Annotated in this window: 28 protein-coding genes and 1 pseudogene; 19 read left to right on the top strand and 10 right to left on the bottom strand. The window is 66.3% G+C overall.

What is annotated here, in order from left to right:
• Positions 1 to 109: 109 nt before the first annotated feature.
• Entirely contained in the window at positions 110 to 376 is a 267-nt protein-coding gene (rpsT, locus tag J2X06_RS06570; RefSeq protein ID WP_310059870.1) for a 30S ribosomal protein S20, read from the top strand.
• Positions 377 to 470: 94 nt separating this feature from the next.
• On the opposite strand, the gene cgtA is transcribed toward rpsT, so the two are convergent.
• The 3 genes from cgtA to rplU all read right to left on the bottom strand — a co-directional run bounded on the left by cgtA (position 471) and on the right by rplU (position 2,333).
• Positions 471 to 1,538: an Obg family GTPase CgtA gene (cgtA, locus tag J2X06_RS06565; RefSeq protein ID WP_310059867.1), complete on the bottom strand. Its 1,068-nt coding sequence runs from the start codon at positions 1,536 to 1,538 to the stop codon at positions 471 to 473.
• A 212-nt stretch (positions 1,539 to 1,750) separates the two neighbouring features.
• Complete coding sequence (gene rpmA / locus J2X06_RS06560) at positions 1,751 to 2,008, bottom strand: 50S ribosomal protein L27 (RefSeq protein WP_158985443.1); 258 nt, start codon at positions 2,006 to 2,008, stop codon at positions 1,751 to 1,753.
• 16 nt (positions 2,009 to 2,024) lie between these two features.
• Positions 2,025 to 2,333, bottom strand: a complete 309-nt coding sequence (rplU, locus tag J2X06_RS06555; RefSeq protein ID WP_310059864.1) for a 50S ribosomal protein L21 — start codon at positions 2,331 to 2,333, stop codon at positions 2,025 to 2,027.
• Between the two features lie 198 nt (positions 2,334 to 2,531).
• On the opposite strand from rplU, the gene J2X06_RS06550 reads away from it, so the two are divergent.
• The 3 genes from J2X06_RS06550 (at position 2,532) to J2X06_RS06540 (ending at position 6,285) form a co-directional block, all read left to right on the top strand.
• Positions 2,532 to 2,726: a hypothetical protein gene (locus J2X06_RS06550; protein WP_310059863.1), complete on the top strand. Its 195-nt coding sequence runs from the start codon at positions 2,532 to 2,534 to the stop codon at positions 2,724 to 2,726.
• 134 nt (positions 2,727 to 2,860) lie between these two features.
• Positions 2,861 to 5,740, top strand: a complete 2,880-nt coding sequence (gene uvrA, locus J2X06_RS06545) for an excinuclease ABC subunit UvrA (protein ID WP_310059861.1) — start codon at positions 2,861 to 2,863, stop codon at positions 5,738 to 5,740.
• Positions 5,737 to 6,285 carry an acyl-CoA thioesterase gene (locus J2X06_RS06540; protein WP_310059860.1) on the top strand — a complete coding sequence of 183 codons (549 nt, stop codon included), beginning with the start codon at positions 5,737 to 5,739 and terminating at the stop codon, positions 6,283 to 6,285. The genes uvrA and J2X06_RS06540 overlap by 4 nt, the downstream gene beginning before the upstream one ends.
• Positions 6,286 to 6,346: 61 nt before the next feature.
• Here J2X06_RS06540 and J2X06_RS06535 read toward each other — a convergent pair whose 3' ends face one another.
• On the bottom strand, positions 6,347 to 6,832 hold the full coding sequence (locus J2X06_RS06535) for a copper chaperone PCu(A)C (RefSeq protein WP_310059857.1): 486 nt from the start codon (positions 6,830 to 6,832) through the stop codon (positions 6,347 to 6,349).
• A gap of 41 nt (positions 6,833 to 6,873) precedes the next feature.
• On the opposite strand from J2X06_RS06535, the gene J2X06_RS06530 reads away from it, so the two are divergent.
• Positions 6,874 to 7,635, top strand: coding sequence for an enoyl-CoA hydratase/isomerase family protein (locus J2X06_RS06530; RefSeq protein WP_310059854.1), 762 nt, complete (start codon positions 6,874 to 6,876; stop codon positions 7,633 to 7,635).
• 34 nt (positions 7,636 to 7,669) lie between these two features.
• On the opposite strand, the gene J2X06_RS06525 is transcribed toward J2X06_RS06530, so the two are convergent.
• The 4 genes and pseudogenes from J2X06_RS06525 to J2X06_RS06510 form a co-directional block, all read right to left on the bottom strand.
• Entirely contained in the window at positions 7,670 to 9,010 is a 1,341-nt protein-coding gene (locus J2X06_RS06525; RefSeq protein ID WP_310059850.1) for a substrate-binding domain-containing protein, read from the bottom strand.
• Between the two features lie 76 nt (positions 9,011 to 9,086).
• Positions 9,087 to 9,938: a sulfurtransferase gene (locus tag J2X06_RS06520; protein ID WP_310059847.1), complete on the bottom strand. Its 852-nt coding sequence runs from the start codon at positions 9,936 to 9,938 to the stop codon at positions 9,087 to 9,089.
• Positions 9,939 to 9,948: 10 nt separating this feature from the next.
• Positions 9,949 to 10,774: pseudogene (locus J2X06_RS06515) on the bottom strand (CoA pyrophosphatase).
• Between the two features lie 106 nt (positions 10,775 to 10,880).
• Positions 10,881 to 11,567: an FKBP-type peptidyl-prolyl cis-trans isomerase N-terminal domain-containing protein gene (locus tag J2X06_RS06510; protein WP_310059844.1), complete on the bottom strand. Its 687-nt coding sequence runs from the start codon at positions 11,565 to 11,567 to the stop codon at positions 10,881 to 10,883.
• Between the two features lie 164 nt (positions 11,568 to 11,731).
• On the opposite strand from J2X06_RS06510, the gene J2X06_RS06505 reads away from it, so the two are divergent.
• The 14 genes from J2X06_RS06505 to rnt all read left to right on the top strand — a co-directional run bounded on the left by J2X06_RS06505 (position 11,732) and on the right by rnt (position 24,366).
• The gene (locus J2X06_RS06505; protein ID WP_310059841.1) at positions 11,732 to 12,514 is read left to right on the top strand and encodes an enoyl-CoA hydratase/isomerase family protein; all 783 of its coding nucleotides are present in this window, start codon (positions 11,732 to 11,734) and stop codon (positions 12,512 to 12,514) included.
• A 17-nt stretch (positions 12,515 to 12,531) separates the two neighbouring features.
• Entirely contained in the window at positions 12,532 to 12,939 is a 408-nt protein-coding gene (locus tag J2X06_RS06500) for a hypothetical protein (protein WP_430539511.1), read from the top strand.
• A complete protein-coding gene (nth, locus tag J2X06_RS06495; protein WP_430539510.1) occupies positions 12,936 to 13,646 on the top strand; it encodes an endonuclease III in 711 nt (236 codons plus the stop codon). Before J2X06_RS06500 ends, nth begins: the two co-directional genes overlap by 4 nt.
• Before the next feature lie 121 nt (positions 13,647 to 13,767).
• On the top strand, positions 13,768 to 15,051 hold the full coding sequence (locus tag J2X06_RS06490; protein ID WP_310059839.1) for an OprO/OprP family phosphate-selective porin: 1,284 nt from the start codon (positions 13,768 to 13,770) through the stop codon (positions 15,049 to 15,051).
• Positions 15,052 to 15,257: 206 nt separating this feature from the next.
• Positions 15,258 to 16,277 (top strand): phosphate ABC transporter substrate-binding protein PstS, encoded by a 1,020-nt coding sequence (pstS, locus tag J2X06_RS06485; RefSeq protein WP_430539509.1) that lies wholly within the window; start codon positions 15,258 to 15,260, stop codon positions 16,275 to 16,277.
• A 173-nt stretch (positions 16,278 to 16,450) separates the two neighbouring features.
• Positions 16,451 to 17,542: a phosphate ABC transporter substrate-binding protein PstS gene (gene pstS, locus J2X06_RS06480; protein ID WP_310059836.1), complete on the top strand. Its 1,092-nt coding sequence runs from the start codon at positions 16,451 to 16,453 to the stop codon at positions 17,540 to 17,542.
• Positions 17,543 to 17,703: 161 nt separating this feature from the next.
• On the top strand, positions 17,704 to 18,675 hold the full coding sequence (gene pstC, locus J2X06_RS06475; protein ID WP_310059833.1) for a phosphate ABC transporter permease subunit PstC: 972 nt from the start codon (positions 17,704 to 17,706) through the stop codon (positions 18,673 to 18,675).
• Entirely contained in the window at positions 18,675 to 19,556 is an 882-nt protein-coding gene (gene pstA / locus J2X06_RS06470) for a phosphate ABC transporter permease PstA (RefSeq protein ID WP_310059831.1), read from the top strand. The genes pstC and pstA overlap by 1 nt, the downstream gene beginning before the upstream one ends.
• A gap of 19 nt (positions 19,557 to 19,575) precedes the next feature.
• Entirely contained in the window at positions 19,576 to 20,385 is an 810-nt protein-coding gene (gene pstB, locus J2X06_RS06465; RefSeq protein ID WP_310059827.1) for a phosphate ABC transporter ATP-binding protein PstB, read from the top strand.
• Between the two features lie 142 nt (positions 20,386 to 20,527).
• Positions 20,528 to 21,238, top strand: coding sequence for a phosphate signaling complex protein PhoU (gene phoU / locus J2X06_RS06460; RefSeq protein WP_310059824.1), 711 nt, complete (start codon positions 20,528 to 20,530; stop codon positions 21,236 to 21,238).
• A 311-nt stretch (positions 21,239 to 21,549) separates the two neighbouring features.
• Positions 21,550 to 21,969: an HvfA family oxazolone/thioamide-modified RiPP metallophore gene (locus tag J2X06_RS06455; RefSeq protein WP_310059822.1), complete on the top strand. Its 420-nt coding sequence runs from the start codon at positions 21,550 to 21,552 to the stop codon at positions 21,967 to 21,969.
• Between the two features lie 18 nt (positions 21,970 to 21,987).
• Positions 21,988 to 22,872: an HvfB family MNIO-type RiPP peptide maturase gene (locus J2X06_RS06450; RefSeq protein ID WP_310059819.1), complete on the top strand. Its 885-nt coding sequence runs from the start codon at positions 21,988 to 21,990 to the stop codon at positions 22,870 to 22,872.
• On the top strand, positions 22,859 to 23,641 hold the full coding sequence (locus J2X06_RS06445; RefSeq protein ID WP_310059816.1) for an HvfC family RiPP maturation protein: 783 nt from the start codon (positions 22,859 to 22,861) through the stop codon (positions 23,639 to 23,641). Before J2X06_RS06450 ends, J2X06_RS06445 begins: the two co-directional genes overlap by 14 nt.
• Positions 23,642 to 23,685: 44 nt before the next feature.
• On the top strand, positions 23,686 to 24,366 hold the full coding sequence (gene rnt / locus J2X06_RS06440) for a ribonuclease T (RefSeq protein ID WP_310059811.1): 681 nt from the start codon (positions 23,686 to 23,688) through the stop codon (positions 24,364 to 24,366).
• Positions 24,367 to 24,379: 13 nt separating this feature from the next.
• On the opposite strand, the gene sugE is transcribed toward rnt, so the two are convergent.
• Positions 24,380 to 24,697: a quaternary ammonium compound efflux SMR transporter SugE gene (sugE, locus tag J2X06_RS06435; protein ID WP_310059809.1), complete on the bottom strand. Its 318-nt coding sequence runs from the start codon at positions 24,695 to 24,697 to the stop codon at positions 24,380 to 24,382.
• Between the two features lie 79 nt (positions 24,698 to 24,776).
• Entirely contained in the window at positions 24,777 to 25,541 is a 765-nt protein-coding gene (gene rlmB / locus J2X06_RS06430) for a 23S rRNA (guanosine(2251)-2'-O)-methyltransferase RlmB (RefSeq protein WP_310059806.1), read from the bottom strand.
• Positions 25,542 to 25,543: the final 2 nt, after the last annotated feature.

Raw genomic sequence — 25,543 nt, 5'->3', positions numbered from 1 at the left:
CCCAAACCCCTCGGTAACAACGGTTGACGCAACCCACTGAATCCCCCATACTTTCCGGTCTGATTTTCCGCAATCCCATCTTTCTCTTACCAGTTTCCAGGAATTTGCCGTGGCAAACATCAAGTCCGCCAAAAAGCGCGCCAAGCAGACCGTCGTCCGCAATGCCCGCAACGCCAGCCAGCGTTCGATGCTGCGTACCGCTGTGAAGAAGGTGCTCAAGGCCCTGGGCGAGAACGACGCCGCCGGTGCCCAGGCCGCGTTCGCAGTCGCTCAGCCGATCCTCGATCGCTTCAGCTCGCGTGGTCTCATCCACAAGAACAAGGCCGCTCGCCACAAGAGCCGCCTGACCGCCCGCATCAAGGCCCTCGCGGCCTGATGCCACGCCGGCGGCGCGCCACAAGGCGCGTCGCGCGGTAGCGGTAAACAAAAACCCGGCGACCGCCGGGTTTTTTGTTGCGCGCGCGACGCGCTCAGGGCGCATGTTCGCCCGCCGAACGCGCTGCATCGAGCGCGGCTTCGCGCTGACGGTCGAAGAACGCCATTACGTCGAGCATGATCGGCCAAGTGCCCTCGCGCCCGATCGCCGACACCAGATACCAGCGATCCTTCCAGCCCAGTTCGTCGATGACGGCCTTGGCCGCGGCCTGCTGCTCTTCTTCGAGCAACAGGTCGGCCTTGTTCAGCACCAGCCAGCGCGGCTTGTCCAGCAGTTCGGGGTCGTGTTTTTCCAGTTCACGCTCGATCGCACGGACCTGGTCGGCCGGGCTGACGCCCTCGACACCGCCCTCCATCGGCGCGATGTCCACCAGGTGCAGCAGCAGGCGCGTGCGCTGGAGATGCTTGAGGAACTGCGTGCCCAGGCCCGCACCCTCGGCCGCGCCTTCGATCAGGCCCGGAATGTCGGCGATGACGAAGCTGCGGTGGGGCTCGACGCTGACCACGCCGAGGTTCGGGTACAGCGTGGTGAACGGATAGTCGGCCACCTTCGGCGTGGCTGCCGACACGGCACGGATCAGCGTGCTCTTGCCGGCGTTGGGGAAGCCGAGCAGGCCGACGTCGGCCAGCAGCTTCAGCTCCATCCTGAGCTCGCGCTCCTCACCGGGCAGGCCCGGCAGCGCCTTGCGCGGCGAGCGGTTGATCGAACTCTTGAAATGCATGTTGCCCAGGCCGCCCTTGCCGCCCTTGGCGACCAGCAGGCGATCGCCATGGCGGGTCAGGTCGCCTATCACCTCGTCGGTCTCGACGTTGGTGACCACGGTGCCGACCGGAACGGTAATGACCAGGTCGTCGCCGCCCTTGCCGTACATCTGCCGACCCATGCCGTTCTCGCCACGCTTGGCGCGGAACTGCTTCTGGTGGCGGAAATCGACCAGCGTGTTGAGGTTTTCGTCGGCGACCAGCCAGACGCTGCCACCGTCGCCGCCATCGCCGCCATCGGGGCCACCCAGCGGAATGAATTTCTCGCGGCGAAATCCGACGCAGCCGTTGCCGCCGTTGCCTGCGATGACTTGGATTTCGGCTTCGTCGACGAGTTTCATGGGAATTCAGCTGGGGAAGCGGAGCGAGCTTATCGCTTTGCCGTCATCGCCGCGAAGGCGAAACGCCGCGGCCCCGCTCGCAGGGAGGCCGCACGATCCCCGGCTGACGCCGGGTTGAAGCTATCCCGCTTTCGCGGGTGGAATGACGACGAGCGGAACCACAAACGAAAAGCCCCGCCGAAGCGGGGCCCCTCGCTGCAGCCTGTCGCGAGTTACTCGGCGACGACGCTGACGGTGCGACGCTTCTTCGGGCCCTTGGTCGAGAACTCGACCTTGCCGTCGACCAGCGCAAAAAGCGTGTGGTCGCGGCCGAGACCGACGCCGGCGCCCGGGTGGAACTGGGTGCCGCGCTGACGGACGATGATGTTGCCGGCCTCAATGGCCTGGCCGCCGTACATCTTCACGCCGAGGTACTTCGGGTTGGAGTCGCGGCCGTTACGGGTGGAACCTACGCCCTTTTTGTGTGCCATGGCTGCTCTCTCCTAATTACCCGGCGATGCCGGTGATTTCGATTTCGGTGTAATGCTGGCGGTGGCCCATCTGCTTGCGATGGTGCTTGCGGCGGCGGAACTTCACGATGCGCACCTTGTCGGCGCGGCCGTGGCCGACGATCTTGGCGGAGACGGTGGCACCCTTCAGGGCATCGCCGACCTTCACGCCATCGCTGCCGCCCAGCATCAGAACGTTGTCGAGCTTGATCTCGCTGCCGACTTCGGCATCGAGCAACTCGACGCGCAGGGTTTCGCCCTGCATTACGCGGTACTGCTTACCGCCGGTGACTACAACTGCGTACATGACCAGATTCCTCTGTAGTTATTTTGGTCGCCTGCCGCGCCATCGAGGGCGGACAGAAGCGGAATTGTAGGGCTTTCAGCGGGTTACGGCAACCATCCCCACTCGCCGAAATACCGTCGGTTAACGTCCCGGGTGGTCTACTGGTCTTGGCGACCCGATCCGGCCGCCCGGAACCAAGCTGAACGGGGGAACTTCCCCATGAAAACGCATCTTTGGGAACAGATCGAACGCCACCTGCACCTGCATCCGCCACCGGCCCCGCAACCCACCGACGAGGCGCCCCAGGAACAGGTCCTGGGCAGCCGGTACCGGGCCTGGATGAGCGAACTCAGTAACGACCTGGCCAATATCGACCGCTCGTACAAGGACGACCTGCCCTGGTCCGAGCACTGAATTGGCTTGGGGCGGGTCGCACAGCGCTGGTGGATGACTGCTGGGTAATCGTGCATTTGCCCCCGTAGGCGGCACCCGATAGGCTCATCGGTTCGCCGTCGTACGGACGGCCGCCCTACCCCACACAGGCACCCATGGCGCTGGACTACATCCGCATCCGCGGCGCGCGGACGCACAACCTCAAGAACATCGATCTCGACCTGCCGCGCGACAAGCTGATCGTGATCACCGGCTTGTCCGGGTCGGGCAAATCGTCGCTGGCCTTTGACACGATCTATGCCGAGGGCCAGCGTCGCTATGTCGAATCGCTGTCGGCCTATGCGCGGCAGTTCCTGTCGGTGATGGAAAAGCCCGATGTCGACCACATCGAAGGCCTGTCGCCGGCGATCTCGATCGAGCAGAAATCGACCTCGCACAACCCGCGCTCGACGGTCGGCACGATCACCGAGATCTACGACTACCTGCGCCTGCTCTATGCGCGCGTCGGCACGCCACGCTGCCCTGACCACGGCTACCCGCTGGAGGCGCAGACGGTCAGCCAGATGGTCGACCAGGTCATCGCCCTGGATTCCGAACAGCGTTACATGCTGCTGGCGCCGGTGATCCGCGATCGCAAGGGCGAGCACGCCCAGGTGTTCGAGCAACTGCGTGCCCAGGGCTACGTGCGCGTGCGCGTGGATGGCGAACTGCACGAGATCGACGCGGTTCCGCCGTTGGCGCTGCGCCAGAAGCACACGATCGAGGCCGTGATCGACCGTTTCAAGCCGCGCGAGGACATCAAGCAGCGCCTGGCCGAATCGTTCGAGACCGCGCTCAAGCTGGGCGACGGCATGGCCCAGGTCATGTCGCTGGACAATGCCGAAGCGCCGCCGCTGCTGTTCTCTTCCAAGTACAGCTGCCCGGTCTGCGATTACTCGCTGCCGGAACTCGAGCCGCGACTGTTCTCGTTCAACTCGCCGATGGGCGCCTGCCCGACCTGCGACGGCCTGGGCGTGGCGCAGTTCTTCGATCCGTCGCGGGTCGTCGTGCATCCGGAGCTGTCGCTGTCGGCCGGCGCCGTGCGCGGCTGGGACCGCCGCAACGCCTACTACTTCCAGCTGATCCAGTCGCTGGCCAAGCACTACAAGTTCGACGTCGATGCACCGTGGCAATCGCTGACCGCCAAGGTGCGCGACGCGGTGCTGTTCGGCAGCGGCGAGGAACTGATCCCCTTCACCTACCTCACCGAAAGCGGCGGACGCAGCCAGCGCAAGCACCGCTTCGAGGGCATCGTGCCCAACCTGGAGCGCCGCTACAAAGAAACCGAATCGGCCGCGGTGCGCGAGGAACTGGCCAAGTACATCAGCGAGCGCGCTTGTACCGACTGCGGCGGCGCGCGCCTCAACCGCGCCGCGCGCAACGTGTTCGTCGCGGAGAAGCAACTGCCGCAGATCGTGGTGCTTCCGGTCGACGAGGCGCTCTCCTTCTTCAAGAGCCTCAACCTTCCCGGCTGGCGCGGCGAGATCGCCACCAAGATCGTCAAGGAGATCACCGATCGCCTGCGCTTCCTGGTCGATGTCGGGCTCGATTACCTGACCCTGGAACGCAAGGCCGACTCGCTGTCCGGCGGCGAAGCGCAGCGCATCCGCCTGGCCTCGCAGATCGGCGCCGGCCTGGTCGGCGTGATGTACGTGCTCGATGAGCCGTCGATCGGCCTGCACCAGCGCGACAACGAACGCCTGCTCGGCACCCTCACCCGCCTGCGCGATCTGGGCAATACCGTCATCGTCGTCGAGCACGACGAGGACGCGATCCGCCTGGCCGACTACATCGTCGACATCGGCCCGGGCGCGGGCGTCCACGGCGGCGAAGTGATCGCGCACGGCCAGCTCAACGATGTGCTGAAGGCGCCGCGCTCGCTCACCGGCCAGTACCTGAGCGGCAAGAAGCGCATCGAGATTCCGGCCAAGCGCCTCAAGCCCGACCCGAAGACCACGTTCCATTTACAGGGCGCGACCGGCAACAACCTCAAGGACGTCGACCTGGCGGTTCCGAGCGGCTTGTTCACCTGCGTCACCGGCGTGTCCGGCTCCGGCAAGTCGACGCTGATCAACGACACGCTGTACGCAATCGCGGCCAACGAGCTCAACGGCGCCTCGCACACGGCGGCGCCGCATCGCGCCTACGAGAACATCGAGCTGTGGGACAAGGTGGTCGACATCGACCAGTCGCCGATCGGCCGCACGCCGCGCAGCAATCCGGCCACCTACACCGGGCTGTTCACACCGCTGCGCGAGCTGTTCGCGCAGGTGCCTGAGTCCCGCGCTCGCGGTTACTCACCGGGTCGTTTCAGCTTCAACGTGCGTGGCGGCCGCTGCGAAGCCTGCCAGGGCGACGGCCTGATCAAGGTCGAGATGCACTTCCTGCCGGACGTGTACGTGCCCTGCGACGTATGCGGCGGCAAGCGCTACAACCGCGAGACGCTGGAGATCCTCTACAAGGGTTACAACATCAACGACGTGCTGGAAATGACCGTCGAGGATGCGCTGGGCCTGTTCGAGGCCATCCCGGCGATCGCGCGCAAGCTGGAAACGCTGATGGACGTGGGCCTGAGCTACATCAAGCTGGGCCAGAGCGCGACCACGCTGTCCGGCGGCGAGGCGCAGCGCGTCAAGCTGTCGAAGGAACTCTCGCGGCGCGACACCGGTCGCACGCTGTACATCCTCGACGAGCCAACCACCGGCCTGCACTTCCACGACATCGAGCACCTGCTCGCGGTGCTGCACCGCCTGCGCGACGACGGCAACACCGTGGTCGTGATCGAGCACAACCTCGACGTCATCAAGACCGCCGACTGGGTGATCGACCTCGGGCCGGAAGGCGGCCATCGTGGCGGCACCATCCTGGCGACCGGTACGCCGGAACAGATCGCATCGCTGCCGCATTCGCATACGGGACGTTTCCTGGCGCCGCTGCTGGGCGTGAAGCCGGGCGACTCCCAACAGAAATCGAAGAAGAAGAAATCCGCCGCATGAGTGACGCCGGTTCCCCCAAAACGAAGAAGCCGGCTGCGCGCAAGCGAAAGCCGGCCGCAAAGAAAGCCGCGAAGGCCGCCAACACCGCAGTAGCCGTCGCGGACAAACCCGTCGTCGAGCCGGCGGGCGCTTCCGACGCCGCGCCTGCCCCCGTCACGCTGATTCGCGTGCCGCTGCCGGTGCGCTGGCGCGACCTGGACGCGTTCAATCACGTCAACAATTCGCAGTACCTGAGCTACCTCGAAGAAGCGCGCCTGCAATGGATGATGACGGTGCCTGGCCAGGGCCTGGACGACCATGTCGCACCGGTCGTCGCTGCCGCCAATCTCAACTACCGGCGGCCGATCGAATGGCCCGCCGAGGTCGCCATCGAATTGTTCGTCGAGCGGCTGGGCAACACCAGCCTGAGCGTGGCTCATCGCATCGTCGATGCGAAGGATCCCGCAGTGCTCTATTGCGACGGACACGTGGTGATGGTGTGGATCGACCGAAATACCGGCCGCGCCGCGCCTTTGCCGGAAGCCGTGCGGGTCGCCTGTTCGTAGGGTGGGCCTCGGCCACCTTGATCGCACGGCGGGCTCAAGCCCGCCTTACGCCCGCCCTACGTCATTCGCCGGGCTTGCGCACCACGAATTCGCCGAGCAGCTTTTTTCCGTCTTTCAGCGCGAACTCGATTACCACCTTGCTGCCCGGCTTCAAGGCGGCGCGCGGCTGCATCAACATCAGATGCATGCCACCGGGCTTCAGCGTGGCCGCGTCGCCCGGGGCAATGCGCAACTCGGGCAGAGCGCGCATGCGGCTGACACCGTCGACGATGCGCGTCTCGTGCAGGGACACGTCGGCAAAGGCCGGGCTGCTGACGCCGACGACGGTGACCGGCGCAGTGCAGCGGTTCTCGATCGTTGCGAATCCCGCCATCATCGGCATCGCCGCGGGCGGCATCCGCACCCAGCCTTCGCGCACGTTCGGAAGGCATTCGCCTGCGCGGACCGGCGAGGTGGCGACGAGGGAGCCCGCGACAAGCGCGAGCACGGCGAAGTGGGTGCGGATCGAATGCATGGGCCTATGATACCGGGAGCCCGCCGTCGGCATCGCCGGTCGACGCCCCCGTCTTCTGGAAAAGGAAAGCCCGCATGAGCCTGGTCGTAACCCAGCGTCAAGGCGACATCGTCGAAGTCAGACTCGCCCGCCCGCCGGTCAATGCGTTGAATCCCGCGTTGTGCCACGACCTGGCCTCGGCCCTGTCGATGGCGGTGGCGGAAGGCGCGCGCGGCATCGTGCTGGCCGGCGGCCCTAATGTTTTCTCCGCGGGGCTCGACGTCCCACACCTGCTGTCGCTCGGCGAGGACCGCCATGCGCTGACGCTGGCTTGGGAGGTCTTCTTCGACGCGGCCATGGTGCTGGCCACGTGCCCGATACCGGTCGTGGCGGCCATCGCGGGCCACGCGCCCGCCGGTGGCTGCGTGCTGGCGCTGTGCTGCGACTACCGCGTCATGGCGTCGGGGCCGTTCCGCATCGGCCTGAACGAAACCCAGGTGGGGCTGGTCGCGCCGGAAGGCATCCAGCGGCTGATGCGTCGCGTGATCGGACCGTACCGTGCCGAGCGCCTGCTGGTGGCCGGAGAAATGGTCGAGTCCGAACAAGCCTTGCGCTTGGGCCTGGTGGACGAACTGGTCGAAATCGAAGCCGTCGCACAGCGCGCGCGCACGTGGCTGGAGCAGCTGTTGACCCTGCCGTCGCAGGCGATGCTGCAGACGCGTGCAGTCGCCCGCGCCGACATGATCGAAGCCCTCCAACCGCGGAATATCGGTCTCGACCGATTCATTTCGGCCTGGTACGACGCCGGCACGCAGGCCGCGTTGCACGCGCTCATCGCCAAGCTCGGCAAGGCCTGATGCCGCGATGACGCGGCGCCAGGCCGGGCACCGCTCAGCGCAGCCAGATTTCCACGCGCTCGTTGCGGTAACGGGCATCGCCCGCGGAACGCATCAGCGGCAACAGCGCGCCCATGCCGCGGGCGTGCACCACCCGTAATCCCAATGCCATCAATTCGTGCGCGACCAGGTCGGCGCGGTCGTTGCTCATCATCATCGCGGCGGCCGGCGAGCCGGCGCCCACGTCGGCGAAGCCGATCACGATCAGGCTGCGATCGCTCAGCCCAGGTTGCCGCATCAATGCAGCCAGGCGCTCGATATCGCGCACGGAGCGACTGTCGTAGACGCTCGCCGCCACGCCGCTGTCGTTGTTGCCTGCGAAGTTGAAACGCAGGCTCAGAGGGATCCGGACGGCATCGCGCACGAGCTGCCGGTAATCCACGGGCCCGGCCTGCGTGGCCAAGGCGCGGCCCGGACGGAGAGTGACCGCGCGATAGCCAGCGCGCTCGACCGCGTGCTGGCCCGGGAGCGTCATGGCGTACAGCGCGAAACTGCGCGCCAGCGCGCCCATCATCTGGCTTCCGTACAGATACAGCCGGCGCGTCAGCGGATAGTCCTCGCTCATCACCGCGACCTGCGTCGGCGCGATGGCGCGACCGCCGTCGGACAACGCGACCGGGCGAACGCCGGCCGGCAGCACCTGTTGCAAATCGACAAATCCAATGGCCCGCTCGTCAGCTCCCACGGCCGCCAGGAGGCCGCGCACGTCGCCGTGCTTCTGTGCCGGAGCCCAGCGTACGCCGCGCATCACGCGCTCGCCCATCAAGTCCTGCGCGGCACCGGGACGCTGCGCCATGTGCAGCTTCAGTGCGCCCGCGACACCGCCCACTTCGCGCCAGTCACGCACTTGTCCGGCGAAGATCCGCTGCAGTTGCGCCAGGCTCAGTCCGGCGATCGGATTTCGCTGGTTGACCACGACGGCCACGCCATCGAGGGCCAGCACGAATTCCTGGTCCTGCGAGGCCAGATCGCCCAACTGCCATCCTGCGTCGAGCTCGGCGGGGGACGGGCGGCGCGTCATCATCGCAACCTGGGTATTGCCGTCGACCAGATCGGTGAAGCCCTGCGCGGAACTGCTGGCACCGATCTCGACGATCAATGGCACGTCATCGCGCACCGCGTGGATTTCCGTGAGCGCCGCCCCTTTGCGCACTACCCGAAGATCGCCGTAACCGATATCGCGCAGCCAGGATGACGCGACCGCCGGAACCAAACCGCTCGCCAGCGTCTGCGAGCCGCGGATGCGCACCCGCTCGACGCTGTCGTCCTGCGCATGCGCCGGCGTAGCGGCAAGTAAGCAAAGCGAAACCAATGCAAAGCCAATCGCACGCAACATCGCGCGCACTCCCCTGTGCGAAAACCGCGCAAGGATCGGCTCGAATGGTTACGGCCAGGTTACAGCGTGACTTCTTTCACGCCTCGCCGGTGGCGATGGGACGCTGCGGGTCGGCGATCCAGCCACTCCACGAACCGGTGAAAAGGCGCGCTCCTCGCAGGCCCGCACGTTCCATCGCCAGCAGGTGATGGCACGCGGTCACGCCGGAGCCGCACATCATGATGGCCTGATCCGGCGCGCGACCTTCGAGCACGGCGCGGAATTCATCGGCGAGCTGCGCCGCGGTCTTGAAGCGGCCTTCGACGAGGTTGTCCGCGTAAGGGCGGTTGCGCGCACCGGGCACATGTCCGGCAACGCGGTCGAGCGGTTCGGTTTCGCCGCGAAAGCGCGGCGCAGCGCGCGCGTCGAGCAGCAGCTCGCCAGCTTCAAGACGGGCCTGCACCTGCTCCGCATCGAGCAGGCGCGAGCGGTCGAACTCGGCGGCGGCATAGCGCCTTGGCGCCGGCGCACGATGCTGCGTGTCGACCGGCAGGCCCAATGCGGTCCAGCGTGCCCAGCCGCCATCGAGGACCGCGACCTTCTCATGGCCCAGCGTGCGCAGCAGGAACCACAGGCGCGCCGCATACGCGCCGTCGCCGTCGTCGTAGGCAACGACCTGGTGTTCGGGGCCGATGCCCCATGCGCCCAGCTTCGCGGTGAAATCGCTCACCTCCGGCCACGGATGCCGGCCCTGCCCGACCTTGCCCATGTCGGACAGGTCGCGGTCCAGATGCGCGTAGACCGCGTGCGGAATGTGCCCCTGAAGGAAGCCGGCTTCGCCAGCGCCCGGCGCTGCCAGTGAATAACGGCAATCGATGATTGCCAGATCCGGGCGACTCAACGCGATCGCCAGGGTTTCCGCCTGCACCAGATTCGTCCAACCGCCCATCATGATCCCCTTAGAGTTGGGAACCCTCGCCCCCCAGGCGAACACGCAGGTTCCACAGAATCGACGCGGTGACCCCCCAGATACGCTGGGTGGACACTTCCCAGTTCACGAATTCCAGCACATGACGCGGCCTTCCGCGCAGTTCGACCGTCCTGGCCACCAGGTTGGACGGGGTCAGCACGAAGGAAAGCGGCACTTCGAACACCTCGGCCACTTCGTCCGGATCGGGCCGGGCGACAAAGTCTCTGGCGATCGTCGCCACCACCGGCGTCACGCGAAAGCCGGTGATGGTCGCCAACGGGTCCAGGTATCCCAGCGGCACGACCTGCGTCGGCGACAGGCCGATCTCCTCGCCCGCCTCACGCACGGCTGCGGCCACCACGTCGGCGTCGTCGGATTCGACGCGGCCGCCGGGGAAGCTCACCTGTCCCGCATGATGGCGCAGCAGGTCAGTCCGGCGGGTCAGCAGCACGCTCGTTCCCGTCTCGCGCGGCACCAGCCCCACCAGCACCGCCGCCTCGATCAGCGCGGTATCCGGGGCGATGAAATCGGCCAGCTCGGCCCGGTTCCACACCGGCCCATCCGGCACCTGCGACAGAGGATGCAGCGCAGCCATCAGGTCGGGGCGGTCGGAGACGGGAGGCGTCATGGATTCAGCGGCGCGCTTCGCGTCCCGGCAGGACGTTTTCCATCAGTTGCAGGCGCTCGTCGTCGTTCATCTGCGACCAGCGGGCGATCTCGGAGGAGGTGCGATGGCAGCCTTCGCACAGCCCATCGTCGGCGAGACTGCAAACGCCGATGCAAGGGCTCAGCACGGCGCGGAAGGGAAAGTTCATGTAGCACGACCACGGCCCTGGGGCGGCCTTGCCCGGCATCGCGTATCGCGGCGCCAGAAAAAAGTTGCGCCGGCAAGCCGGCGCAACAGGATGGATTTCGCTGGACTTACTTGACGCTGACCAGCTTGACTTCGAACTGCACGGCCACGTTCGGCGGGAACGGCGTGCGCGGATCGGCGCCGTAGGCCTTGTCCGGCGGCAGCGTGATTTCCCACTTCGAACCGGCCGGCATCTGCAGCAGCGCTTCGCGCATGGCGGGCATTTCGATCTCGCTGACCTTGATGGCCTGGATGTTCTGCGCCGGACGCGCCTGCTGCGGACGTTCGCCCCAGGCGTAGGGACCGGCGACTTCCAGCTGCACGGTGTTGGTCTGGGTCGGCTTGGCGCCGGTGCCGTTCTCGACAACGCGATACTGCACGCCGCTCGGCAGGCTCTTCACGCCGGCCTTGGCCTTGTTCTGGGTGAGGAAGGTATCGCTCTTGGTCTTGTTCTCGGCGGCGGCCTTGTCCCACGCGGCCTTGGCCTTGGCCTGCTGGCGCTGCTGCATGTTCTGCACGGCAGTGCGCAGCTGCTCGACCGGCACGGCAGGCTGCTTCTTGCCATAGCCGTCCTGCAGGCCCTTGACGATGGTGTTCACATCGACCTGTTCACCGCTTTCGATCGCGTTGCGACCCAGGTCGTAACCGAGGGCATAGCTGAGCTTGCCCTTCTCGGTCGAAGTGTCCTGCGCGACGGCGTTGCCGGCGGTCAGTGCCAGGGCCGCGACGGCGGCAGCAATCAAACGCAACTTCATTCGGTGAATCTCCGTGATGGATCGGGGCGGTCGAACCCGCCCGGATGGACGCGCTAGGATAACGGTGCCCCGGCTTAATCGCCACTGACACCGCCCTCCTAGACTCCTCGCCCCGCTTGAAGTTCCGCGGCAGGGGCAGGCCTCGCCAATCTTCAGGAATCCCCATGTCCGAATCGCCCGTCCTGACCACCGACCATGGCGCCGTGCGCCGGATCACCGTCAACCGCCCTGACAAGCTGAATGCGCTCAATGCCGCCACCCTGGACGCGCTGCGGGCCGCCTTCGAGGCAGCCGCGGCCGAACCGGCCGTGCGCTGCGTGGTCCTGACCGGCGCCGGCGCCAAGGCCTTCGTCGCCGGGGCGGACATCGCCGAGATGAACACGCTGACTCCCGTGCAGGGCCGGGACTTCTCGCTGCGCGGGCAGAAGCTGATGCGCCGGATCGAGAAAATGCCCAAACCCGTGATCGCCATGGTCAACGGCTTCGCCCTGGGCGGCGGCCTGGAACTGGCGATGGGCTGCCATCTGCGCATCGCCGCCGATACCGCCAAGGTCGGCCAGCCCGAAATCAACCTGGGCCTGATTCCCGGTTTCGGGGGCACCCAGCGCCTGCTGCGCCTGGCCGGGCGCGCGGCCACGCTGGAGCTGTGCCTGGTGGGCACGCCGGTCGATGCCGTCCGCGCCCGCGAACTGGGCATCGTCAACCGCGTGGTCGCGGCGGCGGAGTTGGAGGCCGAGACGATGAAACTCGCCGACCAGCTTGCCAACTCGGCGCCGCTGGCCCTGCGCGGCGTGCTGGACTGCGTCAACGTCGGTGGCGAATGCGGCATCGAGGAAGGCCTGGAGTACGAGACCGCGCAGTTCGGCCTGATGTTCTCCACCCAGGACATGCGCGAGGGCACGGCCGCTTTCCTGGAACGGCGCAAGCCCGCCTTCTCCGGCCAGTGACCGCGACGGCGTCCTCCTTGCCGAACTGCCTGTGCGGTTGCAGGTCGCCGCAGGGCGCGGCCGCGCACGCGATTGTCGCGGCGCTGGCCGCGGACGACCTGGACCGGGCGATCGAACTGGGATTGCTCGAAAACGTGGCCTGCGAGGGCTGCGACGCGTCTTGTCGGTCGCGCCTGCTGGAGGCACGCGAAGTGCGGCTCACCGCCCTCGCTGCCCGCGAACGGCACCGCGCTCGCGAAGCCCGCCTGCAACGCCGCCAGGCCGAGCGCGACAGGCAGCGGCAAACCGCACGACCCGCTGCCCCCAGTGCCGGGAGCGATACCGGCACCGGTGTAACCGAGCCTGCCCGGCCAGCCCTGCCGTCCGCTGCTGCCGCCGCACTCGCGCGGGCACGAGCCAAAGCCGCGGAACGCCACAAGCCATGACCCCTGTCGTCAGGAAGAAGAAACCGGTCGGACGCCGCCGCATCAGCCTGTTGTCCGCCGCGCAGATCGAGGAGATGTTCTCGCGGCTGAAGGCACTCAATCCCAAGCCCACCACGGAACTGGAGTTCCGCACGCCGTACGAGCTGCTGGTCGCAGTGACGCTTTCGGCGCAGGCCACGGACGTCGGCGTCAACAAGGCCACGCGCAAACTGTTCCCGGTCGCCAATACACCGCAGCAGATCGCGGCGCTGGGCGTAGAGGGGCTGAAGCCCTACATCTCTACCATCGGCCTGTACAACACCAAGGCCGCCAACGTGGTGGCGATGGCCGAGCAACTGATCGAACACCACGGCGGCGAAGTGCCGCGCGAGCGTGCCGCGCTCGAGGCCCTGCCCGGCGTGGGTCGCAAGACCGCCAACGTGGTGCTCAACACCGCTTTCGGCGAGCCGACCATGGCGGTCGACACTCATATCTTCCGGGTCGCCAACCGGACCGGGCTGGCCCCGGGCAAGGACGTGCGCGCGGTCGAGGACGGCCTGGTGAAGGTGGTGCCGCCGGCCTACCTGCACGACGCCCACCACTGGCTGATCCTTCACGGGCGTTACGTATGCAAGGCGCGCAAGCCGGACTGCCCGCATTGCGCGATCCGCGACCTGTGCCGTTTCAAGGAAAAGACACCCGGCGACCCGGCAACCCTTGCCGAATAAGGCGAAAAGCCCTGGCGGTCATACACCCGTCATGACAGGGAAATAAGTCAGCCCTGTCATATTTACGCAATCTTCACGTCCTAGTCTGCGCGCATCTTCCAACGCCTCAGGGCACCCTCCCATGAAACTGTCCCGCAGCACCCTGTCCGTCGCGCTGCTCGCCGCAGTGGTCGCGCCGGCCGCGCACGCCGAAATCGCTCTCGATGTCATCGGCGGTTCCGAGATCTCGTTCGAAGGCCTGGTCCAGGCCGACTACAACGATTTCAACAGCGACTTCGCCAACCTCAATGGCGACTCCCCCGACGGCACGAGCGCCGACAACGAAATGCGTCGCGCCGAGCTGGTGCTGAAGGGCAAGGGCCCGGGCAACTTCGAATGGGTCATCGGTTACGACGCCAAGGCCGACAAGTGGCTGGACGTCAACGCCAAGTACAAGCTCGGCGGCAACGGCAACCATTTCTTCCAGTTGGGCCAGTTCAAGCAGCCCAACAGCCTGGAAGAGTTGTCCTCGACCAAGAACAACGACTTCATCTCCAAGGCGATGGTCACCAACACCTTCGGTGTGGCCCGCCGCCTCGGCGCCGCCTACCGTTACGGCGACAACGACTGGGGCGTGACCGCCAGCTACTTCACCCGTGAGCTGACCGAGCATCCGGCCCCCACGCCGCACGGCCCGGGCTACGGTGTGCGCGGCAACTGGGCACCACTCAACGACAAGGGCAGCATCCTGCACTTCGGTCTGTCGTACGTCGACTACGACACCTTCCAGGACACCGTGCGCCTGCGCGCACGTCCTGATGCCGACCTGGCCGGCCAGCGCCTGGTCGACACCGGCAACATGACCAACGCCGATCGCCAGAAGACCATCGGCGGCGAAGCGATGTGGGTGACCGGCCCGGTCAAGCTGCAGGGCGAGTACATGCAGTCCAAGGTCGAGCGCTACTTCAACGGCAACGCACTGCAGTCGCACGACTTCGACGGCAACAGCTGGTACGTCAGCGGCCTGTGGAACATCACCGGCGAGACCTGGGGCTACAAGGACGGCGTACCCACCACTCCGTTGCCCGACAACCCCGGTTCCGGCATGTGGCAGGTCGGCCTGCGCTACGACACGATCGATCTGAACGACGGCACCGCGATCCCCGGCACCACTCCGACGGCGGCCTCGCGCGTCGACGGCGTGCTCGGCGGCGAGATGGACACCTGGACGGTTGGCGTCAACTGGTACTGGCGCTCCAATTTCAAGTTCATGCTGAACTACGTCAAGGTCGACAGCTCGCGCTACTTCGTTCGCACGCCGGCCGCTCCGTACGCTGTCAATCCGGCCGACAACAATGTCCTGGTCAATCGCGAGATCGACGACAACCCGGACATCCTCGAGGCCCGCGTCCAGTTCTACTGGTAAGCATCCGTACTCGTAAGCATCTCCCTCCCCCTGATCCTCAGCTTCATTTCGGGGCGCGGCCTTCGCCGCGCCCCTTTTTGTTGCGGCCGTGAACGGCCTAGACGTTGTCACACGGCTGTCATTCTCTGGACTCGGGGCTGTCATCCAACCGTTATGAAATGCGCGGCAGGCGGACGCAGTCCGTCGCCTCTCTCCAGGAGACCATCGTGTTCAAATCCATCCATGTCCGCTTCGCGACGCTGGCGCTCGCCACTGCGTTCGTCGCCAACGCGCAGGCCGCCGATGTCACCGGCGCAGGCGCTTCGTTCGTCTACCCGGTGATGTCGAAGTGGTCGGCCGACTACGCCAAGGCTGCCGGCAAGCGCGTCAACTACCAGTCGATCGGTTCCGGCGGCGGCATCGCCCAGATCAAGGCCGCGACCGTGGACTTCGGCTCCTCCGACGCCCCGCTCAAGCCCGAAGAGCTGGCCAAGTTCGGCCTGGCCCAGTTTCCGTCGGTGATCGGCGGCGTGGTGCCGGTCGTCAACGTGCCGGGCGTGGCCTCGGGCGCGATGAAGCTCGACGGCCCGGTGCTGGCCGACATCTTCCTCGGCAAGGTCACCAAGTGGAACGATCCCCGCATCGTCGCGCTCAACGGCGGCGTGCAGTTGCCCGACGCGAAGATCACCGTCGTGCACCGCTCGGACGGCTCGGGCACCACCTTCAACTTCGTCAACTACCTGTCCAAGGTCAGCCCGGAATGGAAGTCGCAGGTCGGCGAAGGAACCGCCGTGAAGTGGCCGCTCGGCATCGGTGGCAAGGGCAATGAAGGCGTCGCCGCCTACGTCAAGCAGATCAAGGGCGGCATCGGCTACGTCGAGCTGTCGTATGCGCTGCAGAACAAGATGGCCTACTCGCGCCTGAAGAACGCCGCCGGCAACTTCGTGCTGCCTTCCGACGAGACCTTCCAGGCCGCTGCCGCCAGCGCCGAATGGGGCAACGCCAAGGACTTCTACCTGGTGATGACCAACGCCCCGGGCGCCAACGCCTGGCCGATCACCGCCACCAACTTCATCCTGATGTACAAGCAGCCCAAGAACGCCGACGGCGCCAAGAACGCCAAGGAATTCTTCCGCTGGGTCTACGCCAATGGCGACACCCAGGCCAAGGCGCTGGACTACGTCCCGCTGCCGGACGCCCTGGTGCAGCAGATCGAGACGTACTGGTCGGCGAACATGAACTACTGAGCCATCCGGCCAGCAGCCGAACCTGAACAAAGCGGGCCTGCGGGCCCGCTTTTTTCTTGCCCGGACGGACGCTACAGAAATGTGACCGTTCGATGTCATCGGGGTGTAACAAAAAGATCATCCAATGGCGCAGCCCGGGCTGGAGCCCGGTTTACCCACCCCCGGAGTTGCGCATGAACCCGTCGTCGGCCCGTCTCGCCGCCCTCGCCTTCGCCCTGACCCTGCCCCTGGCCGCCTGCAAGCCTTCAGGCGACGCGCAGACTGCCGCGCCCGAGGGCAGCGCCGCCACCGCTCCGGCCCAGGCAGGCGACCAGGTCGCCGCTCAGATCACCGGCGCCGGCGCGACTTTCATCTATCCGCTGATCTCGAAGTGGTCGGACGACTACAACAAGGCCACCGGCGCCAAGGTCAACTACCAGTCGATCGGCTCCGGCGGCGGCATCGCCCAGATCAAGGCCGCGACCGTCGATTTCGGTTCCTCCGACAAGCCGCTGTCGTCCGAAGATCTGGCGGCTGCCGGCCTGGGCCAGTTCCCGTCGGCCATCGGCGGCGTGGTGCCGGTGGCCAACCTGGAAGGCATCGAAGCCGGCAAGCTGCGCCTGACCGGCCCGCTGCTGGCCGACATCTTCCTCGGCAAGGTGACGACCTGGAACGACCCCGCCATCGCTGCACTCAACCCCGGCGTCGCGCTGCCGGCGACCAAGATCAACATCGTCCACCGCTCCGACGGTTCGGGCACGACCTTCAACTTCACCAACTACCTGAGCAAGGTCAGCCCGGAGTGGCAGGCCAGGATCGGCGAAGGCACCTCGGTGAAGTGGCCGGGCGGCGTGGGCGGCAAGGGCAATGAGGGCGTGGCCTCGTACGTGAAGCAGATCAAGGGCTCGATCGGTTACGTCGAGCTGGCCTACGCGGCGCAGAACAAGATGGCCTACGCCTCGCTGCGCAACGCCGCCGGCAACTGGGTGCAGCCCAACGCCAAGTCGTTCCAGGCCGCGGCAACCGCCGCTGACTGGAAGAACGCCAAGGACTTCAATCTGGTGATCACCAATGCCTCCGGCGCGGACGCCTGGCCGATCGCCGCCACCAACTTCATCCTGATGTACAAGCAGCCCAAGGACGCCAAGCGCAGCGCCGACACGATCGCCTTCTTCAGGTGGGCGTTCGAGAACGGCCAGAACCAGGCCCAGGCACTCGACTACGTACCGTTGCCCGCGGAACTGGTGCAGCAGGTGGAAGCGTATTGGGCAGCGGAATTCAAGTGACGTTCTGGCCCGCGCTGCGCGCGGCTTTGCCAGAACGTCTTCCCCGCGCAGGCGGGGATCCACGGCGCAGTTGCCATGAACCCGATGGCAACCGCATGAAAGCGCAAATGGATCCCCGCTCATGCGGGGATGACGAGTAACAGGCCCTCAATTCCTCCCCCATGACCTCCACCACCCTCCCCGCCAACGCCATCGACAGCCGGCGCGACGACAAAGACGCGCGCAACGACCGGCTGTTCCGCTATGTGCTGATCGGCACCGTCGTGTTCGTGCTGTTCGCGCTCGCCAGCGCCGCCCTGTCGATGTTGTGGGGTGGCCGCGAGGTGCTGGCCACGACCGGCCTGGACTTCTTCATCACGTCCGAGTGGAACCCCGTCGAGAACAAGTACGGCGCGCTGGTGCCGATCTACGGCACCGTCGTCACGGCGATGATCGCGATGCTGATCGCGGTACCGGTGAGCTTCGGCATCGCCTTCTTCCTGACCGAGGTCGCACCGCGCTGGGCGCGTGGCCCGATCGGCACGGCCATCGAACTGCTCGCGGGCATCCCGTCGATCATCTACGGCATGTGGGGTCTGTTCGTGCTGGTCCCGGTGATGACCGAGTACGTGACCCCGTGGCTCAACGACAACGTCGGCACCTGGCCGCTGATCGGCAAGTTCTTCCAGGGGCCGCCGCTGGGCATCGGCATGCTCACCGCCGGCATCGTGCTGGCGATCATGGTGATCCCGTTCATTTCCTCGGTGATGCGCGAGGTCTTCCTGACCGTGCCGACGCGATTGAAGGAATCGGCCTATGCGCTGGGCTCGACGAAATGGGAAGTCAGCTGGGACATCGTCCTGCCCTACACCCGCTCGGCGGTGATCGGAGGCATCTTCCTCGGCCTCGGCCGCGCCCTGGGCGAGACCATGGCCGTGGCGTTCGTGATCGGCAACAGTGTCAACTTCTCGGCCTCGCTGCTCGAACCGGGCACGACCATCGCTGCGCTGATCGCCAACGACTTCGGCGAAGCCACCGAAACCTACCGCTCGGCGCTGCTGCTGCTCGGCTTCGTGTTGTTCATCGTGACCTTCGTCGTGCTGGCCGTTGCCCGCCTGATGCTGATGCAACTGTCGCGCAAGGAGGGCAACTAATGGTCGCCACCGATAAAGAGATCAAAACGGCCGATGCGTTGTATCGCAACCGTCGCATCGTCAACGCCATCTCGGTCACCCTCGCCTGCGCCGCGGCGCTGTTCGGCCTGTTCTTTCTGGGCTGGATCCTGTGGACGCTGGTGTCCAAGGGGCTGGGCGGCATCAACTGGGCGTTGTTCACCCAGAGCACGCCGCCGCCGATGCAGGAAGGCGGCCTGATGAATGCCTTCTTCGGCAGCGCCGTCATGTGCGTGATCGCGATCCTGATCGGCACGCCGCTCGGCATCGCTGCAGGCACCTGGCTGGCCGAGTACGGCAACGCCCGCAAGATCGGCATCGTGGTCCGCTTCGTCAACGACATCCTGCTGTCGGCTCCGTCCATCGTGCTCGGCCTGTTCGTCTACACGCTGGTAGTGATGCAGACCGGCGGCAACTTCTCGGCGCTGGCCGGCGCCATCTCGCTGGCCTTCATCGTGTTGCCGGTGGTCGTGCGCACGACCGACGAGATGCTGCGGTTGGTGCCGGCGCAGATGCGCGAAGCCGCGTTGTCGCTGGGCGTGCCGCAGTGGAAGGTGATCGTGGAGGTGCTGTACCGCAGCGCATCGGCCGGCATCGTCACCGGCGTGCTGCTGGCGCTGGCCCGCATCTCCGGCGAAACCGCTCCGCTGCTGTTCACCGCGTTCGGCAACCAGTACTGGAACGCCAACGTCCTGCAACCGATGGCGAGCGTTCCGGTGGTGATGAACCAGTTCGCCGGCAGCCCGTACGAGTCCTGGCAGGTGCTGGCCTGGGCCGGCGCGCTGGTGCTCACCGTCTTCGTCCTCATCGTCAGCCTGGTGGCCCGTTCCATCGTGCTGCGCAACAAGATCAGCCATGACTAACATCTCCCGGACTCCGTCCATGAACGACGCCCGCCTCAGTGTCGCCACCACGCAGCGAGAACTCGCCGTCGCAGCGCCGGTCAAGCTCGCCGCTCGCGGTCTCAACTTCTACTACGACAAGTTCCATGCGTTGAAGGACATCGACCTGGAGATCCCGGAAAAGCGCGTGACCGCGCTGATCGGGCCCTCCGGTTGCGGCAAGTCGACCCTGCTGCGCATTTTCAACCGCATCTACGCGCTGTATCCGAAACTCGAAGCGCGCGGCGAGGTGCTGCTGGACGGGCAGAACATCCTCGACCCGAAGTACCCGATGAACCGGCTGCGCAGCAAGGTCGGCATGGTGTTCCAGAAGCCGGTGCCGTTCCCGATGACGATCTTCGAGAACATCGCCTACGGCATCCGCCATCACGAGAAGCTGTCCAAGAGCGAGATGAACGAGCGCGTCGAGCACGCGCTGCGCCAGGCCGCGCTGTGGGACGAGGTCAAGGACAAGCTCGGCCAGAGCGCGCTGGGCCTGTCGGGCGGCCAGCAGCAACGCCTGTGCATCGCCCGCGCCGTGGCGCTGCGACCGGACGTGCTGCTGCTCGACGAACCGACCTCGGCGCTCGACCCGATCTCCACCAGCCGCATCGAGCAGCTGATCGAGGAGTTGAAGAAGGACTATACGATCGCCATCGTCACCCACAACATGCAGCAGGCGGCGCGCGTGTCGGACTACACCGCCTTCATGTACCTGGGCGACCTGGTCGAACACGGCAGCACCGAGACGATCTTCTCCAACCCGACCAAGCAGCAGACCGAGGACTACATCACCGGTCGATTTGGGTGACGCAGGCCGCTTGCGCGGCACTGCCGCGCGGCCTGCCGAACGCCCCGGCCATGGATGGCCGGGCCGGACCCGAAGCCGGCACGTTTCCGCCATGGACGGCGGAGCAGATGCGTCTAGCGACGTAACCGACAGGACACCAGACATGGGCAATCCAATGCACGATCACATCGTCAAAAGCTACGACGAAGAGCAGCGCCGACTCCTCAACGAAACCCTGCGCATGGGCGAGATGGCCGCCGCGCAGCTGCAGGCCGCGCTCGACGTCGTCCAGCGACGCGACGACAAGGCCGCCGAGCGCATCATCGCCAACGACGAGGCGATCGATGCGCTGGAGCAGGAAGTCAGCCACGACGTCATGAAGCTGGCGCTGCGCGGACCGATGGCGCGCGACCTGCGCGAGATTCTGGCCGCGATCCGCATCACCGCCGACATCGAGCGCATCGGCGATTACGCCGCCAACGTCGCCAAGCGCTCCACCGCGCTCAACCTGTTGCCGCCGCTGCCGCACGTCAGCGGCCTGCAGGCCATCGGCGCCCTCGCCGTCCAGCAGGTCCGCGATGTGATGCAGGCCTATCGTGACAGCGACATCGAGGCGGCACAGCGTGTGCGCGCCCGCGACGCCGATATCGACGTCGCCTATACGGCGCTGTTCCGCGAACTGCTCACCTACATGATGGAGGACGCGCGCAGCATCACCGCCTGCACGCATCTTCTGTTCATGGCCAAGAACATCGAGCGCATCGGCGACCACGCCACCAACATCGCCGAGAACGTCTGGTTCCTGGTCAAGGGCGAAGAACTGCTGCCCCCGCGCGAGAAGCGCGACGACAGCAGCACGACCGTCACGCCGTGACAGGCGTTGACGCCGAGGCCACAAAACTGAACACGTAGTAAACCTGACGGCGCGGATGCCCATCCGCGCCGAATCTTTGTCCGTATCCCCCAACTCTTGGCTTATGTGCGGGTCACGCGACGTGCGCAACATGGTCGGGTTCGAAAATGGCACCGCGGCTCCATATCACCCGGGAAGCGGTAAAGTCGCGCCTGCATCGGGCGCGTGCTTTGGCGCGAGTACCTGGATCCATGAGCTTCCCATCGGCCCGACCTGGTCCGGACCGTCACCCTGCGGGCCTGCCCGCTTCCACCGCAACTGGAGCTTTAGACATGTCGAAGCAAACCAACAAACCCGTCGCCCTGGCGATCGGCGCCGCCCTCGTCGGCGGCCTGGCCTTGTCGTCATCCGCATTCGCGATGACCGACCTGGCGACCGGCTACATGCTCGGTGGCGAGCAGGCGGCCAAGGCCGGCGAAGGCAAGTGCGGCATGGAAATGGACGCAAACAAGGACGGAAAGGTGTCCAAGGCCGAGTTCACCGCCGCGCACAAGGGCGAAGAAAGCAAGTTCACCACCCTCGACGCCAACAAGGACGGCTCCATCGACGCCACCGAAATGAAGACGCACAAGGCGCGAATGGAAGGCAAGTGCGGCGAAGGCAAGTGTGGCGAAGGCAAGTGCGGCGGCGACGAGAAGAAGGCCGACATGGAAGGCAAATGCGGCGAAGGCAAGTGCGGAGGCATGGCGTAAGCCAACCGCGCAGACCGCATGACCGCAGCGCGCTCCATCGCCAGCGATGCCGTCGGCCTCGGCCTGCGGCGGGCCCTGTTGGGCCCGCTGCAGGAGGCGGCGTACGACGGCCCCCGGCGCGACTTCGACTTCCTCGAATGCGCTCCCGAAAACTGGATCGGTGTCGGCGGCCGTTTCGGCGAGGCTCTGGAGCGCCTCAGCGCGCGCTTTCCGCTGGTGTGCCACGGCCTGTCGCTGTCGCTGGGTGGCTGCGCGCCGCTGGATGAAACCTTCCTCACCCGCGTGCGGCATTTCCTGGACGACTACAGGGTGCCGATCTACAGCGAGCACCTGAGCTACTGCAGCGACGACGGTCAGCTCTACGACCTCCTCCCGATCCCCTTCAGCGACGAAGCCGTGCACCACGTCGCCGCGCGTATCCGCCAGACGCAGGACATCGTCGGCCGCCGCATCGCGGTCGAGAACGTGTCCTACTACGCGACGCCCAGTGTCGACGCGGACCAGCGCCCCCTGCGCGAAATCGAATTCCTCAATGCGGTGTTGGCGGAAGCCGACTGCGACCTGCTGCTCGACGTCAACAACGCCTACGTCAATTCGATCAATCACCGTTACGACGTCCATGATTTCCTGGCGGCGCTGCCGGGCGAGCGCATCGCCTACATCCATGTAGCCGGCCATTACGACGAAGCCGAAGACCTGAAGGTCGATACGCATGGCGCGCCGGTGAAAAACGAGGTGTGGGAACTGCTGGGCGAGGCCTATCGGCGCTTCGGCCCGCGCCCCACGCTGCTCGAGCGCGATTTCAACATCCCGCCCTATGCCGAACTGGTGACCGAACTCGATTCGGTGCGGCGCATCCTTGGCGACAGCGCGACCTCAACCTCACGCCATGCACGCGCCTGAAGCCCCTTCCCGCCTGCGTGCGCAGCAGTTCGCGTTGACCCGGCACCTGCGCGATCCGCAGGGCCAGCCGGCGCCCGCCGGCATCGAGGAGCGGCGGCTGGCGATCTACCGCGATCTGTTGTTCAACAACGTCGACAGCCTGCTTGCCGGAAATTTCCCGGTGATCCGCCGATTGCTGGGCGAGTCCGCCTGGAAGGGACTGGTGCGCGAGTTCTTCCGCGACCACCGTTGCCAGACACCGCTGTTCCCGGAACTGCCGCGCGAGTTCCTGCGCTTCCTCGAAGCACGCGAATCCAGCCATTCGCTGCTCCTGGAAAAGCCCTTCCTGCTCGAACTCGCGCATTACGAGTGGGTCGAACTCGCCCTGCAGATCGCCCAGGCGCAGGCGCCATCCTACGATCCGCAAGGCGACCTGTTGGACGACGCGCCGGTGCTGTCTGCTCTGGCCTGGCCTCTGGCCTATCTTTGGCCGGTGCACCGGATCGGGCCGGAGTACCAGCCCACCGTCCCGCCCGCGGAGCCCACCCTGCTGCTGCTGCGCCGCGAGAGCGACGGCGACGTGCGTTTTTCGTTGCTCAGTCCCTTGGCGTACCGGCTGCTGCAGCGGCTGGGCGAGTCGTCCGGCCTGAGTGGGCAGGACCAGTTGCAGGCGTTGGCCCAGGAAGCCGGCAGCGACGATGTCGCCTCCTTCCTGGAGCAAGGCCGCCAACTGCTCGAACAGCTGCGCGCCACCGGGGTGATCCTGGGCAGCGCGCCGGCTTCGTCCTGACGCTCCGCGCCAAGGGATTTGCGGGCGTCTGCTAGGCTTTCGCCATGCCCAATGCCGACACCGCCGCTGCCGTACCCCGCCTGGCCACCCGTTTCCGCGGCTTCCTGCCGGTGGTCGTCGACGTGGAAACCGGCGGTTTCGACTGGAACCGGCATGCCTTGCTGGAGATCGCCGTCGCGCCGATCGACATGGACGAGAACGGCCTGCTCGTCGTCGGCGAGCTGACCAGCAGCCACGTGGTTCCGGCACAGGGCATGGAGATCGACCCGAAGTCGCTGGAAGTCACCGGCATCGACATCGACCACCCGTTCCGCGACGCCAAATCCGAGCGCGTCGCGCTGGACTGCGTGTTCGGCCCGGTTCGCGCCGCGCTGAAGAAACACGGCTGCCAGCGCGCGATCCTGGTCGGCCACAACGCGCACTTCGACCTGAACTTCCTCAATGCCGCGGTGGCGCGCAGCGGACACAAGCGCAATCCGTTCCACCCCTTCAGCGTGTTCGACACCGTCACACTGGCCGGCGTCGCTTATGGCCAGACGGTTCTGGCTCGTGCGGTCCAGGCCGCCGGACTGGAATGGAACGGCGAGGAAGCGCACTCGGCCGTGTACGACACCGAGCGCACTGCGCAGTTGTTCTGCAAGATCGTCAACGCTTGGCCGTCGCCGCTGCCGCTCGTCGCGCCGCGGACCGAAGAGGTCGACCCGGCCGATCCCTGCGCTCCCTGATCAGGTCGCCCCGTCAGGGCGTAGCCAGCTTCAGTCCGACCAGACCCGCGATGATCAGCCCGACGCTGAGCATGCGCAGCGCGTTGACGGGCTCCTGGAACAGCACGATGCCGAGGATCACGGTGCCGACCGCGCCGACGCCGACCCAGATCGCATAAGCGGTGCCGACCGGCAGCGACTTCATCGCCACGCCGAGCAAGCCCAGGCTGATCGCCATCGCAACGACCGTGCCCACGGTAGGCCACAGGCGGGTAAAGCCCTCGGTGTACTTCAGGCCGATCGCCCAGCCCACTTCGAACAGGCCGGCGAGTACGAGGATGATCCAGGCCATGACAGCGCTCCAATCGATTGGGGCCGTCCCCGGATGGGATTGGAGTGGCGGGGTCGTCCCCGCTTCCTGGTGACGGCGATTATTTCACGGGCATGCCGCGCTGGCGTACCGCCTCGAACAGGGTCACGCCGGCGGCGACGGAAACATTCAGGCTCTCCACGCCCGCACTATCGGCACCCGGCATCGGGATCTTCACCAGCTGGTCGCAGTTCTCGCGCGAGAGGCGACGCAGGCCGTCGCCTTCGCCGCCCAGCACCAAGCCGATGTTGCCGCGCAGGTCCAGCGAGTAAAGCGAGGTTTCGGCTTCGCCGGCCAGTCCGTACAGCCATACGCCGAGCTTCTGCAGGTCGCGCATCGTGCGCGCGAGATTGGTCACCGGAATCACCGCGATGCTGTCGGCGGCGCCGGCCGAGGTCTTGCGCACGGTGGCGTTGACCTGCACGGCCTTGTCCTTGGGGAAGATCACCGCCGTCACCCCGGCCGCGGCAGCGCTGCGCAGGCAGGCGCCGAGGTTGTGCGGGTCCTGCACGCCGTCGAGGATCAGCAGCAGCGCGCGACCTTCGGCAGCCTCGACCAGGCCTTCGAGCTCATTCTCGTTCCAGGTCTTGGCGGCGGCATAGCGGGCCACCACGCCCTGATGACGGAGGTTGCCGACCACGCCGTCCAGCGCCTGGGTGGCGACGCGGCGCACGTCGATGTCAAGGCGCCGCGCATTGGCCTCGATCTCGGTCAACCGCGGGTTCTTGGCGCCGGCTTCGATCAGCACCTCGCGCACGTGCTCGGCATCGTGCTCGAGCGCAGCCGCCACTGCGTTGATGCCGGCGATCCACTGCTTCTGACTCATTG

It is taken from the genome of Lysobacter niastensis, assembly GCF_031457115.1.
Lineage (GTDB): Bacteria > Pseudomonadota > Gammaproteobacteria > Xanthomonadales > Xanthomonadaceae > Lysobacter_J > Lysobacter_J niastensis_A.
The sequence above is the reverse complement of the archived record's forward strand: the minus strand, read 5'-3'. Positions and strand labels throughout refer to the sequence as shown.

Bases quoted from the DNA above. Each gene is read 5' to 3' on its own strand.
- cgtA (WP_310059867.1), bottom strand. From the start codon at position 1,538: ATGAAACTCGTCGACGAAGCCGAAATCCAAGTCATCGCAGGCAACGGC.
- rpmA (WP_158985443.1), bottom strand. From the start codon at position 2,008: ATGGCACACAAAAAGGGCGTAGGTTCCACCCGTAACGGCCGCGACTCC.
- rplU (WP_310059864.1), bottom strand. From the start codon at position 2,333: ATGTACGCAGTTGTAGTCACCGGCGGTAAGCAGTACCGCGTAATGCAG.
- J2X06_RS06550 (WP_310059863.1), top strand. From the start codon at position 2,532: ATGAAAACGCATCTTTGGGAACAGATCGAACGCCACCTGCACCTGCAT.
- uvrA (WP_310059861.1), top strand. From the start codon at position 2,861: ATGGCGCTGGACTACATCCGCATCCGCGGCGCGCGGACGCACAACCTC.
- J2X06_RS06540 (WP_310059860.1), top strand. From the start codon at position 5,737: ATGAGTGACGCCGGTTCCCCCAAAACGAAGAAGCCGGCTGCGCGCAAG.
- J2X06_RS06535 (WP_310059857.1), bottom strand. From the start codon at position 6,832: ATGCCGACGGCGGGCTCCCGGTATCATAGGCCCATGCATTCGATCCGC.
- J2X06_RS06530 (WP_310059854.1), top strand. From the start codon at position 6,874: ATGAGCCTGGTCGTAACCCAGCGTCAAGGCGACATCGTCGAAGTCAGA.
- J2X06_RS06525 (WP_310059850.1), bottom strand. From the start codon at position 9,010: ATGTTGCGTGCGATTGGCTTTGCATTGGTTTCGCTTTGCTTACTTGCC.
- J2X06_RS06520 (WP_310059847.1), bottom strand. From the start codon at position 9,938: ATGGGCGGTTGGACGAATCTGGTGCAGGCGGAAACCCTGGCGATCGCG.
- J2X06_RS06510 (WP_310059844.1), bottom strand. From the start codon at position 11,567: ATGAAGTTGCGTTTGATTGCTGCCGCCGTCGCGGCCCTGGCACTGACC.
- J2X06_RS06505 (WP_310059841.1), top strand. From the start codon at position 11,732: ATGTCCGAATCGCCCGTCCTGACCACCGACCATGGCGCCGTGCGCCGG.
- nth (WP_430539510.1), top strand. From the start codon at position 12,936: ATGACCCCTGTCGTCAGGAAGAAGAAACCGGTCGGACGCCGCCGCATC.
- J2X06_RS06490 (WP_310059839.1), top strand. From the start codon at position 13,768: ATGAAACTGTCCCGCAGCACCCTGTCCGTCGCGCTGCTCGCCGCAGTG.
- pstS (WP_310059836.1), top strand. From the start codon at position 16,451: ATGAACCCGTCGTCGGCCCGTCTCGCCGCCCTCGCCTTCGCCCTGACC.
- pstC (WP_310059833.1), top strand. From the start codon at position 17,704: ATGACCTCCACCACCCTCCCCGCCAACGCCATCGACAGCCGGCGCGAC.
- pstA (WP_310059831.1), top strand. From the start codon at position 18,675: ATGGTCGCCACCGATAAAGAGATCAAAACGGCCGATGCGTTGTATCGC.
- pstB (WP_310059827.1), top strand. From the start codon at position 19,576: ATGAACGACGCCCGCCTCAGTGTCGCCACCACGCAGCGAGAACTCGCC.
- phoU (WP_310059824.1), top strand. From the start codon at position 20,528: ATGGGCAATCCAATGCACGATCACATCGTCAAAAGCTACGACGAAGAG.
- J2X06_RS06455 (WP_310059822.1), top strand. From the start codon at position 21,550: ATGTCGAAGCAAACCAACAAACCCGTCGCCCTGGCGATCGGCGCCGCC.
- J2X06_RS06450 (WP_310059819.1), top strand. From the start codon at position 21,988: ATGACCGCAGCGCGCTCCATCGCCAGCGATGCCGTCGGCCTCGGCCTG.
- J2X06_RS06445 (WP_310059816.1), top strand. From the start codon at position 22,859: ATGCACGCGCCTGAAGCCCCTTCCCGCCTGCGTGCGCAGCAGTTCGCG.
- rnt (WP_310059811.1), top strand. From the start codon at position 23,686: ATGCCCAATGCCGACACCGCCGCTGCCGTACCCCGCCTGGCCACCCGT.
- sugE (WP_310059809.1), bottom strand. From the start codon at position 24,697: ATGGCCTGGATCATCCTCGTACTCGCCGGCCTGTTCGAAGTGGGCTGG.
- rlmB (WP_310059806.1), bottom strand. From the start codon at position 25,541: ATGAGTCAGAAGCAGTGGATCGCCGGCATCAACGCAGTGGCGGCTGCG.